The 13,414-nt window shown below is 59.0% G+C and carries 16 protein-coding genes and 1 pseudogene; 13 read left to right on the top strand and 4 right to left on the bottom strand.

From position 1 onward, the window contains the following. The 5 genes and pseudogenes from ACIP1X_RS17605 to ACIP1X_RS17585 all read left to right on the top strand — a co-directional run. Positions 1 to 270: pseudogene (locus ACIP1X_RS17605) on the top strand (ABC transporter ATP-binding protein); the annotation flags it as partial. Positions 271 to 574: 304 nt separating this feature from the next. After that, entirely contained in the window at positions 575 to 877 is a 303-nt protein-coding gene (locus ACIP1X_RS17600) for a DUF2282 domain-containing protein (protein ID WP_400753888.1), read from the top strand. Positions 878 to 902: 25 nt separating this feature from the next. Further along, positions 903 to 1,790: a DUF692 domain-containing protein gene (locus ACIP1X_RS17595; protein WP_400753885.1), complete on the top strand. Its 888-nt coding sequence runs from the start codon at positions 903 to 905 to the stop codon at positions 1,788 to 1,790. Continuing rightward, a complete protein-coding gene (locus ACIP1X_RS17590; RefSeq protein ID WP_400753882.1) occupies positions 1,787 to 2,545 on the top strand; it encodes a DUF2063 domain-containing protein in 759 nt (252 codons plus the stop codon). The genes ACIP1X_RS17595 and ACIP1X_RS17590 overlap by 4 nt, the downstream gene beginning before the upstream one ends. Further along, positions 2,542 to 3,018 (top strand): DoxX family protein, encoded by a 477-nt coding sequence (locus tag ACIP1X_RS17585; RefSeq protein ID WP_400753879.1) that lies wholly within the window; start codon positions 2,542 to 2,544, stop codon positions 3,016 to 3,018. The genes ACIP1X_RS17590 and ACIP1X_RS17585 overlap by 4 nt, the downstream gene beginning before the upstream one ends. A gap of 115 nt (positions 3,019 to 3,133) precedes the next feature. On the opposite strand, the gene ACIP1X_RS17580 is transcribed toward ACIP1X_RS17585, so the two are convergent. Next, entirely contained in the window at positions 3,134 to 4,048 is a 915-nt protein-coding gene (locus ACIP1X_RS17580; protein ID WP_400753877.1) for a LysR family transcriptional regulator, read from the bottom strand. Positions 4,049 to 4,152: 104 nt separating this feature from the next. Here ACIP1X_RS17580 and ACIP1X_RS17575 point away from each other — a divergent pair, with 104 nt between their 5' ends. From ACIP1X_RS17575 to ACIP1X_RS17565, 3 genes are all read left to right on the top strand, one after another. Continuing rightward, the gene (locus ACIP1X_RS17575; RefSeq protein WP_400753874.1) at positions 4,153 to 4,752 is read left to right on the top strand and encodes a short chain dehydrogenase; all 600 of its coding nucleotides are present in this window, start codon (positions 4,153 to 4,155) and stop codon (positions 4,750 to 4,752) included. Between the two features lie 172 nt (positions 4,753 to 4,924). Continuing rightward, complete coding sequence (locus ACIP1X_RS17570; protein WP_400753871.1) at positions 4,925 to 5,578, top strand: COG3650 family protein; 654 nt, start codon at positions 4,925 to 4,927, stop codon at positions 5,576 to 5,578. 97 nt (positions 5,579 to 5,675) lie between these two features. After that, positions 5,676 to 7,289: an NAD(P)/FAD-dependent oxidoreductase gene (locus ACIP1X_RS17565; protein ID WP_400753868.1), complete on the top strand. Its 1,614-nt coding sequence runs from the start codon at positions 5,676 to 5,678 to the stop codon at positions 7,287 to 7,289. Between the two features lie 136 nt (positions 7,290 to 7,425). Here the strand turns inward: ACIP1X_RS17565 and ACIP1X_RS17560 are convergent, their stop codons facing one another. Beyond that, positions 7,426 to 8,520, bottom strand: coding sequence for a PLP-dependent cysteine synthase family protein (locus ACIP1X_RS17560; protein WP_400753866.1), 1,095 nt, complete (start codon positions 8,518 to 8,520; stop codon positions 7,426 to 7,428). Between the two features lie 251 nt (positions 8,521 to 8,771). Here ACIP1X_RS17560 and nhaA point away from each other — a divergent pair, with 251 nt between their 5' ends. From nhaA to ACIP1X_RS17540, 4 genes are all read left to right on the top strand, one after another. After that, entirely contained in the window at positions 8,772 to 9,962 is a 1,191-nt protein-coding gene (nhaA, locus tag ACIP1X_RS17555; protein WP_053117820.1) for a Na+/H+ antiporter NhaA, read from the top strand. Positions 9,963 to 10,134: 172 nt separating this feature from the next. Beyond that, complete coding sequence (locus tag ACIP1X_RS17550) at positions 10,135 to 11,322, top strand: colicin E3/pyocin S6 family cytotoxin (protein WP_400753863.1); 1,188 nt, start codon at positions 10,135 to 10,137, stop codon at positions 11,320 to 11,322. Then, on the top strand, positions 11,319 to 11,549 hold the full coding sequence (locus ACIP1X_RS17545; RefSeq protein ID WP_400753862.1) for a hypothetical protein: 231 nt from the start codon (positions 11,319 to 11,321) through the stop codon (positions 11,547 to 11,549). The genes ACIP1X_RS17550 and ACIP1X_RS17545 overlap by 4 nt, the downstream gene beginning before the upstream one ends. Beyond that, a complete protein-coding gene (locus tag ACIP1X_RS17540) occupies positions 11,546 to 11,803 on the top strand; it encodes a hypothetical protein (protein ID WP_150651391.1) in 258 nt (85 codons plus the stop codon). The genes ACIP1X_RS17545 and ACIP1X_RS17540 overlap by 4 nt, the downstream gene beginning before the upstream one ends. Positions 11,804 to 11,863: 60 nt before the next feature. Here ACIP1X_RS17540 and ACIP1X_RS17535 read toward each other — a convergent pair whose 3' ends face one another. Beyond that, positions 11,864 to 12,328: a glycine zipper 2TM domain-containing protein gene (locus ACIP1X_RS17535; RefSeq protein ID WP_007918566.1), complete on the bottom strand. Its 465-nt coding sequence runs from the start codon at positions 12,326 to 12,328 to the stop codon at positions 11,864 to 11,866. A gap of 177 nt (positions 12,329 to 12,505) precedes the next feature. Here ACIP1X_RS17535 and ACIP1X_RS17530 point away from each other — a divergent pair, with 177 nt between their 5' ends. After that, on the top strand, positions 12,506 to 12,742 hold the full coding sequence (locus tag ACIP1X_RS17530) for a hypothetical protein (protein WP_400753858.1): 237 nt from the start codon (positions 12,506 to 12,508) through the stop codon (positions 12,740 to 12,742). A 5-nt stretch (positions 12,743 to 12,747) separates the two neighbouring features. Here the strand turns inward: ACIP1X_RS17530 and pdxH are convergent, their stop codons facing one another. Next, complete coding sequence (gene pdxH, locus ACIP1X_RS17525; protein ID WP_212550625.1) at positions 12,748 to 13,395, bottom strand: pyridoxamine 5'-phosphate oxidase; 648 nt, start codon at positions 13,393 to 13,395, stop codon at positions 12,748 to 12,750. Positions 13,396 to 13,414: the final 19 nt, after the last annotated feature.

Genomic DNA, 13,414 nt, shown 5'->3' with positions numbered 1-13,414 from the left:
GGTCGTGCGCTGATGAGCAAGCCGAAACTGCTGCTGCTCGACGAGCCGTCGCTGGGCCTGGCACCGATCATCATCCAGCAGATTTTCGACATCATCGAAATGCTGCGCAAGGACGGTGTGACGGTGTTCCTGGTCGAGCAGAACGCCAACCAGGCGTTGAAAATCGCTGATCGCGCGTACGTTCTGGAGAACGGTCGTGTGGTCATGCAAGGCACCGGTGAAGCGCTGCTGACCGACCCGAAAGTACGCGAGGCGTACCTCGGCGGTTGATGCATTCTCCCAACAAAAAAACGGCCTTCGGGCCGTTTTTTTATGCCCAGCACAAATCTTCAACCCAGCAAAAATCCCCTGTGGGAGCGGGCTTGCTCGCGAAGGCGGGGTGTCAGTTAGCAATGATGTCGACTGATACACCGCGTTCGCGAGCAAGCCCGCTCCCACAAGGGGACAGCGGTGTCAGGAAAAATTCTGGAAAAGATTCAAGCCCCGCTGTAACGCATCGCCATGACCTTTCTCTAGAGGGTTAAGCAAGCGCAAAAACGCTTGTAAAAACCCTGACCGAAACTGGAGAAACACCATGACTGCTACCCCCCGTACCCTGTCCGCCACCGCCCTGGTTCTGGCCCTCGGCTCTGCGCTGAGCATCGCTGCCGTTTCCACCGCCCACGCGGCCGATGACATGGAAAAATGCTTTGGCGTGGCCATGAAAGGCAAGAACGATTGCGCTGCAGGCGCCGGCACCACCTGCGCTGGCACCGCGAAAACCGACTACCAGGCCAACGCCTGGAAGCTCGTCCCTAAAGGCACCTGCGCCAAGACTGAAAGCAAAACCTCGCCGACCGGTTTCGGCCAGATGGAAGCTTTCAAAGCGAAGTCCTGATTCACGGCCTGCCTGAGTGACGATCATGTTCACACCTGACGACCATGCCCTCCCCCGCACTCAGGCAGCCCTCACCGGGCTCCCGCCCCGTGCCGGGCTGGGGCTAAAGACCGGGCACTTTCGTGAAGTGCTCGACACCCGACCGGACATCGGTTTCTTCGAAGTCCACGCCGAAAACTACATGGTGGCCGGCGGCCCGTTTCATCACTTTCTCGGTTTGATTCGCGAACAGTATCCGCTGTCGCTGCATGGCGTCGGTTTGTCCATCGGCAGCGAAGGGCCGTTGGATACTCAGCACCTGCAACGTCTGGCCGAGCTGATCGAGCGCTATCAACCACACTCCTTTTCCGAACATCTGGCCTGGTCGAGCCACGGCCCAGTGTTCCTCAATGACCTGCTGCCCCTGGCCTACGACGAGCCGACGCTGAACCGCGTCTGCGCGCACATCGATCAGGTGCAAAACACTCTTAAACGGCCAATGCTGCTGGAAAACCCGGCAACGTACCTGGCGTTTCAGCATTCAACGTACGACGAGCCTGACTTCATCCATGAAGTGATCCGTCGCAGCGGCTGTGGGCTGTTGCTCGACGTCAACAATGTCTATGTGTCGTGCGTAAATCATCACCGTGATCCATTGGCGTATTTCGATGCGCTGCCGCTGCACGCGGTTGGCGAGATTCATCTGGCCGGGTTTGCCGAAGATTCCGACAACCTCGGCGACCGATTGCTGATTGACGATCACGGCGCGCCAATTGATCGGGCTGTGTGGGCCTTGTATTGGCAGACGCTGGATCGTATCGGGCCGATGGCAACCTTGATTGAACGCGACAATCAGGTGCCCTCATTCAACACCTTGCTGGCCGAAGCGCAGCAGGCAGACGAAATGCTGCTGTGCGCCGGGAGTCGGCCATGAGCACGCAAAGCGCATTCAGCGCCGCGCTGCTCGATGTACGTCTGCCCTGCCCTGCCGGTTTGTGCAGCAGTAACGGCGCCGATCCCGCCAGCCGTTTTGCGGTGTACCGCAACAATGTGCAGAGCTCGTTGATCAGCGCACTGGCGGACGGTTATCCGGTGGTTGCGCAACTGGTCGGCGAGGAATTTTTCCGCGCCATGGCGGCCATTTTCGTACAACAGCAGCCACCGCAGAGTCCGTTGATGAGCCGCTATGGCGAAGCGTTTGCGGACTTTATCGACGCCTTTGAACCGGCATCGAGCGTGCCTTATCTGGCCGATGTCGCGCGCCTTGAGCATTTACGCACGCAGGCCTATCACGCCGCCGACGCTCAACCGGTGCGGCAAGAACAGATCACCGCTGCTTTGGCCGCGCCGCAAGCCTTGAGCGAACTGCGCTTCAAGCTTCATCCCTCCCTGCACCTGCTCGATTCGGCTTATGCCGTGGTTGCGATCTGGGCTGCGCATCAGCAAGAACCTTCACTTGAAGGCATCGAGATCCATCAGGGCCAGCACGCGCTGATCCTGCGCAACGGTCTGGAGGTTGAGGTGTACGCCATCGATCACGGTGCCAGCGTGTTTATCCGCCATCTGATCAACGGCCAGCCATTGCTGGCAGCTGCCGAAAACAGCCCTGAATTCGATCTCAGCCAGACCCTGGCCTTGCTGATCGCGCGCAACGTCATCACCCACTTGAACAATAAGGTAACGCCATGAACAACCTGATCACTCGCGCCATTGCGCTGCTCGAGAGAATCCCCCAGAGCCTGATCGCTTTCATTGCGCGCTTCGCGATTGCAGCGGTGTTCTGGAAGTCCGGGCAGACCAAGATCGAGGGGCTGGCGATCGACCTCATCGACGGCACCTTTCAGCTTGGCTGGCCGCGTCTCGCTGATTCGACTATTCCGTTGTTCACCAGCGAATATCACGTGCCGCTGCTGTCGCCGGAGATCGCCGCGCACATGGCCGCGTTTGCCGAGCACTTCTTTCCGGTGCTGATTCTGGTTGGGTTTGCTACGCGCTTTTCGGCCATGGCGTTGCTGGGGATGACGTTGACCATTCAGCTGTTTGTGTACCCGGATGCTTACCCGACTCACGGTACGTGGGCGGCGGTGTTGCTGTATCTGATGGCGACCGGGCCGGGCAAGATGTCGATTGACCACCTGATCGCCCGCCGTTTTTCCCGTTAAACAAAGATCCTTGTAGGAGCTGCCGAAGGCTCGGGCCGCGATCGGACGATCTTTTGCTCTTGAAAAGAAAGATCAAAAGATCGCAGCCTTCGGCAGCTCCTACAGGGGATCGCCGTTAACGCTGCAGTCGATCCAGCGCCTCACCGCTGCGTTTGAACCAGCCAATCAGATAATCCGCCAGCACTTGCGTGCGCTTGGGCAACCCGCCCTGATACGGATGCACCAGGTACATCGGCATGCGCCGCGTCTGATAATCGCGCAGGATCCAGCGCAATCGGCCGTCAGCCAATTCCGCTTGCAACAGATAGGAAGGCAATCGCGCGATACCGGCGTCGCTCAGCGCGGCTTTTTTCAGCAAGTTGTAGTGATTGCTGGCAAACGGCCCCGACACGCGTACTCGCAACAATTCGTGCTGCTGGTGATACAGCCATTCTTCGCGACCGCTGTAGTGGCTGTTGAGCAAACAACGGTGCTCGGCCAGCGCCTGTGGCGTCGCCGGTTCGCCGAATCGATCCAGATAAGCGGGACTCGCACAGGTCATTTCCTGCCAGGCCAGCAACGGCTTGGCCACCAGTCGTTCGTCATTGGCCACTTCTGAACGGATCGCCAGGTCAAAGCCATCGCGGGACAGATCGCGGTAGCTGTTGTTCAGCTCCAGCTCGATCTGCACCTCGGGATACTGATGCGAAAACTCCAGCAACAATCCATCGAAAAACGTTTCCCCCAGCGACACCGGAACCGTCATACGCACCGGGCCGGCCATGTCGTCCTTCAATCGCGCCAATGCCTGACGGGCCTTTTCGACCTGGACTACAAGCGCCTGCGCTTGCGGCAATAACGCAGCGCCCGCCGCCGTCAGGCTCAGGCGTCGAGTGGTGCGTTGTAGCAACACCACGGAAAACTGCGCTTCGAGCTGGCTAATGCGTTTGGACAACTGCCCCTTGCTGCAGCCCAATTGCTGCGCCGCCAAGGTGAAACTGCCGGCTTCGATCAACACGGCGAACGCCGCCAGATCATCCATTTCGCTCATGGATTGTTTCCATTTGAAAACCAAAGGTTGCCTATTAGTGCGCTTATCCACAGAAAAAACCACTCTAGACTGAAACCTCGTTCACACACTTGAGGTACAGCTCGATGAAGATTCTGTTGATAGGCGCTGGCGGCACCATCGGTTCGGCCGTGGACAAAGAACTGTCGCAACGCCACGAAGTGATTCGTATCGGCCGCACCAGCGGTGATTTCCATGTGGATATCAGTGACAGCACGTCGATCCGCAAGCTGTTCGAGCAGACCGGCAAATTCGACGCACTGGTCTGCGCCGCTGGCAACGTCACCTTCGCCCCGCTGGGCGAGATGAGCGAAGACAGCTTCGCCCTCGGCCTCAAGGACAAGTTGATGGGCCAAGTGAATTTGCTGCTGATTGGCCGCGAATTCGCCAACGATGGTGCCTCGTTCACCTTCACTACTGGCGTGCTCAGCCACGATCCGATTCGCAGCGGTGCGTCGGCAGCGCTGGTCAACGGTGCGCTGGACAGCTTTGTGCGGGCAGCGGCCACAGAGTTGCCGCGTGGCCTGCGCGTTAACTCGATCAGCCCGACGGTGTTGCTGGAAGCAATGGACAAATATGCGCCGTATTTCCGTGGCTATAAGCCGGTTCCTGCGGCGGATGTGGCGTTGGCCTACGCCAAGAGTGTTGAAGGGCTACAGACCGGGCAGACGTTTCACGTTGGGTAAGATCAAGAGATCGCAGCCTTCGGCAGCTCCTACAGGAGAGTGTCGGGGTTGCGATGTTTTGCATTTTGTCGGCGGGCGGCGTAACTCGGTGTAGGAGTTGCCGCAGGCTGCGATCTTTTGCATTTGACTGACAGGCTGCGTAACGTGGCGACACTTGTCTGGAGAGCCGAAGATGCGTGTTGCCCGTTCGTTAGTCCTTGTTGCCCTGCTGCCGTTGTTTGCGGCGTGCCAGTTGTTCGATGGCCCGCGTGAAAGTGCCTCGCACGTCGGGCAAACGCGGATGCAGGAGCAACTGACCGCCGCTGACGGCAAACTGGTGTTCCAGCCGTGTCAGGATCAGCGCCAACTGGTGGTCAACGACATCGGCGGCACCAGCGTGCTGCAAGAAGCCGCCACCCTCGCCGACGAGCAAGGCAAGCTGTTCGCCGATGTTCGCGGCAAAGTCTCCGGCGATCGCCTCGATCTGACTCAGCTGTATCGCGTCGAGCGCTCCGGCACCGCGTGTGATGATCCGAATTTCAAACTGCTGATCCTGCGTGCCGCCGGCCATGGTCCGGAGTGGAACGTCAAGGTCAGCGGCAAAGGTATGGTCATCGACCGTGAAGGCCAGCCGCCACTCGCCGTGCCATACATTGAAGATCAATTGGGCGATGGCCGCTTCAACCTCAGCAGCGAAGCCAATAACCAGCGCATCGAATTGTGGGTCGCGCCGCAGCGCTGCATCGACAGCAACACCGGCAGCGTGCAGCACATGAGCGCCGAGTTGCGTATCGACGGCAAGGTGCAGCGCGGTTGCGGGTATTTCGGCGGATCGCGCAACGACTGAGCGTTTTAGCCTCACCGGATCCGGCCTTTGCGGCTTATAATCGCGGCCTTCAAACGCCCTGGCGCAGTTGTGCGCCCCGCGAACCCGGATCCTCGCCATGTTACGAATCACTGAACTCAAGTTGCCAATCGACCATCCCGAAGAAGACCTGCGCCCTGCCATCGTGCAGCGCCTGGGCATCGCCAGCGATGATTTGCTCGATTTCACCTTGTTCAAGCGCAGCTACGACGCGCGCAAAAAGTCCTCCGAATTGTGCTTCATCTACACCATCGACCTCGAAGTGCGCGACGAGGCCAACGTGTTGGGCAGGTTCGCCGACGACCGTAACGTCAACGTGGCGCCGGATGTCAGCTACAAATTCGTCGGCGAAGCGCCGAGCGACCTGAACCAGCGCCCGATCGTTGTCGGTTTCGGCCCGTGCGGCATCTTCGCCGGCCTGCTGCTGGCGCGAATGGGCTTCAAGCCGATCGTCCTCGAACGCGGCACCGAAGTCCGTCAGCGCACCAAGGACACTTGGGGCCTGTGGCGTAAAAGCGTACTCAATCCAGAATCCAACGTGCAGTTCGGTGAAGGCGGCGCGGGCACGTTCTCCGACGGCAAGCTGTACAGCCAGATCAAGGATCCGAAGTTCCTTGGCCGCAAAGTTTTGCACGAGTTCGTCAAGGCCGGCGCGCCGGAAGAAATCCTCTACGTCAGCAAGCCGCACATCGGTACGTTCCGTCTGACCGGCATGGTTGAAAACATGCGCGAGCAGATCCGCGAACTGGGCGGCGAAGTGCGCTTCCAGGAGCGCGTCACCGACGTGCTGATCGAAGACGGCCAACTGGTCGGCGTCGAATTGGCCAGCGGCGAAACCCTGCATTCGAAACACGTGGTTCTGGCCCTCGGCCACAGCGCCCGCGACACTTTCCGCATGCTCCACAGCCGTGGCGTGTTCATGGAAGCCAAACCGTTCTCGGTGGGTTTCCGCATCGAACACCCGCAATCGCTGATTGACCGCGCGCGTCTGGGCAAGTACGCCGGCCACCCGAAACTCGGTGCTGCCGACTACAAACTGGTGCACCACGCCAAGAACGGCCGTTCGGTCTACAGCTTCTGCATGTGCCCGGGCGGCACCGTGGTCGCGGCGACTTCCGAGCCGAACCGCGTAGTCACCAACGGCATGAGTCAGTACTCGCGTAACGAGCGCAACGCCAACTCCGGCATCGTTGTTGGTATTACCCCGGAAGTCGATTATCCGGGCGGCCCGCTGGCCGGGATCGAGTTGCAGGAACGTCTGGAATCCCACGCCTTCATCCTTGGCGGCAGCGATTACAAGGCGCCGGCGCAACTGGTTGGTGACTTCATCAATGACATTCCTTCGACCGAGCTGGGCGAAGTCGAGCCGTCGTACAAACCGGGCGTGTCGCTGGGCGATCTGTCTCTGGCATTGCCGGAATTTGCGATTGAAGCGATTCGTGAAGCCTTGCCGGCGTTCGAGAAGCAGATTCGCGGTTACTCGCTGCACGATGCGGTGTTGACCGGGATCGAGACACGCACCTCGTCGCCGCTGCGCATTACGCGTAACGAAACGCTGCAGAGCATGAACGTGAAGGGCTTGTTCCCGGCGGGTGAAGGCGCGGGTTATGCGGGCGGGATTCTTTCAGCGGGTGTGGACGGGATTCGGATTGCCGAAGCCGTGGCACGCGACATCCTCGGCCTGACTGACTAATCAGCACTAGCTGACACAACACAAAACCCCTGTGGGAGCGGGCTTGCTCGCGAAAGCGTCGTTTCAGTCGATACATGTATCGCCTGACACACTGCCTTCGCGAGCAAGCCCGCTCCCACATTTGGTTTTCGGTGTGTCAGATGTTGGCGCGTTGCACTGAGGTCGGCAGCGGTTCACCGCGCTCGGCACTCGCCGCCACCGCCTCAATCAACCCACTCAACTCATACCCTTGCGCCTTCAGCCAATCCTGATCGTAATACGTGTCGGCATACCGCTCGCCGCCATCGCACAGAATCGCCACGATCGACCCCGACTCCCCCGCCGCTTTCATCTGCTGCGCCGCCATCAACGCGCCGATCAGATTGGTGCCGCTCGACCCACCAACATGCCGGCCCAGACGCTGCGCCAGATAATGCATGGCCGCCAGCGACAAGGCGTCCGGCACTTTGACCATCGCATCGATCACCTTCGGCAGGAACGACGCTTCCACCCGTGGCCGGCCAATGCCTTCAATCCGCGAGCCGCAATCCAGACGCAAAGTCGCGTCGCCAGTCTGGTAGTAATCGAAGAACACCGAACGCTCGGCGTCGGCGCACAAGACGCGGGTGCAATGCTGGCGATAGCGCACGTAACGGCCGAGGGTCGCGGTGGTGCCGCCGGTGCCGGGGCTGGAAATCAGCCAGCTCGGTTCCGGGTGCCTCTCGAAGCGCATCTGCTGAAAGATCGATTCAGCGATGTTGTTGTTCGCGCGCCAATCGGTGGCGCGCTCGGCGTAGGTGAACTGGTCGATGAAGTGACCATCGTGTTCACGGGCCAGACGCTCGGATTCGGCGTAAATCTGCGTAGGATCTTTTACCAGATGGCTTTTGCCGCCATAGAACTCGATCTGGGCGATTTTTTCTTTCGAGGTGGTCGCCGGCATCACTGCAATAAACGGCAAACCGAGCATCCGCGCGAAATACGCTTCGGAAATCGCCGTCGAACCGCTCGACGCTTCGATCACCGGCGCGCCGGGTTTCAGCCAGCCGTTACACAGCGCATAAAGGAACAGCGAACGGGCCAGGCGATGTTTGAGGCTGCCGGTCGGATGGCTGGATTCATCCTTGAAGTACAGCTCGATGCCCGGAAAACCCGGCAGCGGCAAGGGGATCAGATGGGTGTCGGCGCTGCGCTGGAAGTCCGCTTCGATGATGCGGATGGCTTCGCGGGCCCACTGTCGGTTGTCGCTCATGGTCTGCGTTCTCGTTGAATCGGACAGGAGATTGGCCTCCTGAAAAGGTTCGTACGTCAGATTAGGATTAATCCTATATTCCGCACAGATACAGCTGAGTCTCAATATGTCAGGCAACTGCTAGGCTCACCGTGGCTTGAGCCAGACAGCCTGTAACGACATATAACAAAAAAGAATATAACTTTTGTTTTAACAACTAACAGTACGGGTTAGGGTGTTCCACCTTTTTGACGATTCGATGGAGAGCGACCTTGCCTCTGCGTAGCACTTTCACGCGTTTCTTTCAGTTGGAAGCTGCCAGCGGTCTGTTATTGATCGCCGCGGCCATCCTGGCTCTGATTATCAACAACTCGCCACTGTCGTGGCTGTACACCGGCCTGCTCGACACCCCCGTGGTGGCGCAGATCGGTGCGTTGAAAATCGCTAAACCCCTGCTGCTGTGGATCAACGATGGCCTGATGGCGATGTTTTTCCTGCTCATCGGCCTGGAAGTGAAACGCGAAGTCCTCGACGGCCAGCTGTCGAAGCCGTCGCAAATCGTCCTGCCCGGCGCCGCAGCCATCGGCGGCATGCTGGTGCCGGCGCTGATCTACTGGTTCCTCAACCGCGACAACCCTGCAGCCCTCAGCGGCTGGGCAATTCCGACCGCCACCGACATCGCCTTCGCCCTCGGCGTACTGGCCCTGCTCGGCAAGCGCGTACCGGTGTCGTTGAAGCTGTTCCTGATGACGTTGGCGATCATCGATGACCTCGGCGCCATCGTCATCATCGCGATCTTCTACTCCGGCGAACTGTCGACCCTGTCGCTGGGCCTCGCGGCCGCGTGCATTGCGTCGCTGGTGGCGATGAACCGACTCGGGGTGGTCAAGCTCGGGCCGTACATGATCATCGGTTTGATCCTCTGGGTCTGCGTGCTCAAAAGCGGTGTCCACGCGACGCTCGCCGGCGTGACCCTGGCCTTCTGCATCCCGCTGCGCACGAAAAACGCCGAGCCGTCGCCCCTGCTGACCCTCGAACATGCGCTACACCCGTGGGTCGCTTACGGCATCCTGCCGCTGTTCGCCTTCGCCAACGCCGGCCTGTCGCTGAGCGGGGTCACCGTCGAAAGCTTCACCCACGACGTGCCGATGGGCATTGCAGTCGGCCTGCTGCTCGGCAAAACCGTCGGCGTCTTCGGCCTCACCTGGCTGGCCGTCAAAGTCGGCATCGCCGCCCTGCCCCAAGGCGCCAACTGGGGCCAGGTCATGGGCGTGGCGATCCTCTGCGGGATCGGCTTCACCATGAGCCTGTTTGTTGGTTCGCTGGCCTTTGAACCCGGCGTGAGCGACTACGCCGGGATGGATCGAATGGGCATTCTGACCGGCTCGATTCTGGCGGCGCTGATTGGTTATGCGGTGACGGCGGCGGCGAGTCGCCGAAACACATTACCGAATCCTGCGTAGAACACCTGTGGTGAGGGGATTTATCCCCTCGCCACAAGTCCCGCCACACTGATGCACAGCGACTAATCCCCACGTCTTTAGAGACGCGTCCTACAGCCACAGTTTTCCTGCTTCGTTAACGTTGCCCAGTCCCTTGCGAGGGGCTGTCGATGGATGAACGAAAGGACGATCAGTGGCTGGCAACAAGGACATTCCCCGGGTTTCCAACCCACCGCAAGGCGACGGGCATCACGTCACCTACCGCTACATGACGGCCAGTGAACTGGCTGACCGCGACGCCAGACAAAATGCTTACGACGCCATGCTGGCCCGGCAGGAGGCGTTCGAGCGTGGTCGGGAAGTGGCGGCGAAAAAGGACGATGTCGTTCGGGCCGGCTGCGTATTCGCCAAGTCCTGCAAATTGCCGGATGCGATCATCGACTACACCAATCCTTCGGGGATGGTGCCGACTGACAGTTTGAAGGACTACGGTGAGCTGATTTTGCTGGGCGCGCGTGAGGCTGATGATAGCGGCGGCGTCCCGCTCAAGAAAATCGGTGCAACCGCCATTCCGGCCGGGTTTGGCAGTCTGGCGTTGGCGGGTTCGGTGTTGGAAACACTGCCCGCTGTGATATCCAGTGCGGCTGTTGCGCCTTTGGTGGGTTTGGTCGCGCTGTTCATGCCATCGAGTCTTGGCGACAGTGCGCTGTATACCGACGAGCAGTTGCGCGGACTTGAGCAGGCGCGAACTCGCGTTCGGCTGAGGATCGAACAACAGGCCGACGGCAGTCTGAAAGGTTACGGTTTCTACACCGGCAAGAATCGCGATTGGGAAATGGTTGATGTCGTGCAGTTCACCGCGCGAGGCAGCCAGTTTATTGCGGATCTGGGTGAAGGCGTCGAACTGATCTGGACGCCTGCTGTGGATGGCTCCGACATTCTCGGCATTCCCGCGTTGGAGGCTGCGCCGCAAGCGCCGCATATCTGGGTGTATCCACCGACGAAAGCGGCGGACGGGATTCTGGTTAATCCGGTTTATCCGCCGGAGTACCGGGATTTCATTTTGGTGTTTCCGGCTAATTCGGGTGTTAGGCCGGTATATATAGTCTTAAACGTTCCAAACGATTTCAAATACCACCCCGCCCCTGCTTCGCTGCCGGCCTTTCCAGACGCAAAACCTGCACCACTGAAAACCTCCGTTCGCGGTGGAGGAAAAAAGCGAAGACGTTGGAAAGATGCATCGGGGAAAATTTATGAATGGGACTCTCAGCATGGCAAGGTTGAGATGTACACCAAGCAAGGAAAACATCTTGGAGAATACGACCCGAAAACAGGGAAACAAACAAAGACTGCCGATTCCACAAGGAGAGTAGAAAAATGAAGCATGTCATAGAGGTATTCGATCGAACGACTGAGGATTTGCTCCTTACCGTAGAGATCGCGGCGCATCACAAGGAAGCATTGAAGGCGCTGATGAACTGGCAAGAACCTGAAGATGAGTTCGATGGCTCTGATTTAGACGAAGAGCAGATCAAAGTTTTGGAGGACTGGACTGGAGAAAAGCTCTTGGACGCAAATCACATAGTTCAGTTGGTGTGCATCGAATGACTTACGGCAATTTCAAGCTCAATCACACCGTCGAGGCATTTAATAAACGCACAGATCGGTTGGTTTTCGAGATCCCCGTTCCCGATGGAAACATTGAGCGGCTCAGAATAATCATGCATTGGGTCAACCCCGAAGACGAAATCTTTGGTTATGACCTAGACCAAGAGCAGATAAAGCAATTGGAAGCTTTAATCGGTCGAGCCTTCTACGACTCTAAGTACAATTTTCAAATGGGTTGTCATGGAAGCGAGTAAATGTCCTAAAAAAACCCCGACCAGTCTCCTGATCGGGGTTTTCTTTACCCTGAATTCCGCTTAGTGCGAAACGCGGCTGGTTCCGCCAACGGTGGAGATGCGCACGCGTTCGCCAACACGGAACACTTCGTTCTCCTGAACCTGCTGCACATAAGCACGCATGCTGCCGTCATCCTCACGCACGGTGATTTCCACGCCCTGAGTACGGGTCAAACCTTCTTCCGTCGCCGAACCAATCAAACCGCCCGCCACCGCACCGATGACCGCTGCAACGATGCTGCCCTTGCCGCCGCCAATGGCGCTGCCGCCGACGCCGCCGACTGCTGCACCGGCGAGGCCGCCGATCGGGGTTTTGGTGCCTTCGATTTTGACCGGGCGCAGGGATTCGATGGTGCCCATGCGAATCGTCTGCACGCGACGCGCTTCGTCACGGGAGTAGGAGTCACCGGTCAGGCTCGATTGGCAGCCGGTAAGCAACATCGCCATCGTGGAAAAGGAAGCAACCAGCAGAACAGACTTACGCATAGCATCAACTCCAAAAGAACATATATTCATTAAACTCCGCTGCTTGACGCCTGTCACGGCGCAGCCCGGACAAATTTGCTTTCATTCAGGCGAGGTACAGACGCCTGCACGTTTCCTTCTAGAGCCCTACAGTAGCGCCAAATTACGGATCCTGCGCCACCGCCCCCAAGGATTTTCATGGATTACTTCATCATAGTCGTCACCACTATCGCCGGGCTGTACTTCCACGGGTGGCTGTACGTGCGGATCAAACGCTGGATGGATCGCGACCTGGCGCTGTCGCTGGCCGGCAAGGATGAAGGTAAACGCGCCTACATGCTCGAGCAACTGGCGAGCGCTCGGGCGCAGAAGATCAAGCGCCGCGATCTACCGCAGTGGCTCATTGTCGCTGCGGCAAGCTATCTCGCTCGGTAGACTGCTTAAGGTGCCAGACGTTCAACAGACCATTGGCCGGTCTGCAGACGGTAGTTGAGGCGATCGTGCAGACGGCTCGGGCGGCCCTGCCAGAATTCGATGCGCTCAGGCAGCAAGCGGTAACCGCCCCAGTGTTGCGGGCAGTGAGGCTGGCTATCGGAGAAACGTTGTTCAGTCGCCTTGAGCAAGTCTTCCAGTTCACCACGGCCGTTGATCACCCGGCTTTGCGGCGACGCCCAGGCACCGAGACGACTGCCCAGCGGACGCACTTGATAATACGCATCGGATTCTTCAGGCGTGACCTTCACGACGCGCCCTTCGATGCGCACCTGGCGCTCTAGGGTTGGCCAGAAGAACGTCATGGCGGCAAACGGATTCGCCGCCAGATGCTGGCCCTTGGCACTTTCGTAATTGGTGAAGAAGGTAAAGCCCTGCGCGTCCAGGCCCTTGAGCAGCAGAATGCGGCAATGCGGACGACCGTCCGCATCAACCGTGGCCAGGGTCATGGCGTTGGCTTCCACCGGTGCCTGCTCGGTTTTCACCGCGTCGGCGAACCACTGGTGGAACAGCGCAAACGGCTCGGCCGGGGCTTGCGCCTCGGACAAACCATCCCGGGTGTAATCACGACGCATATCTGCCAGAGCCTGGGTCATGGCGCATTCCTTTCGTTAG

This window comes from Pseudomonas sp. NPDC088885, assembly GCF_044750025.1.
GTDB lineage: Bacteria > Pseudomonadota > Gammaproteobacteria > Pseudomonadales > Pseudomonadaceae > Aquipseudomonas > Aquipseudomonas rustica.
Note: the sequence above shows the minus strand (reverse complement) of the source record. Positions and strands in the feature narration are given on the sequence as shown.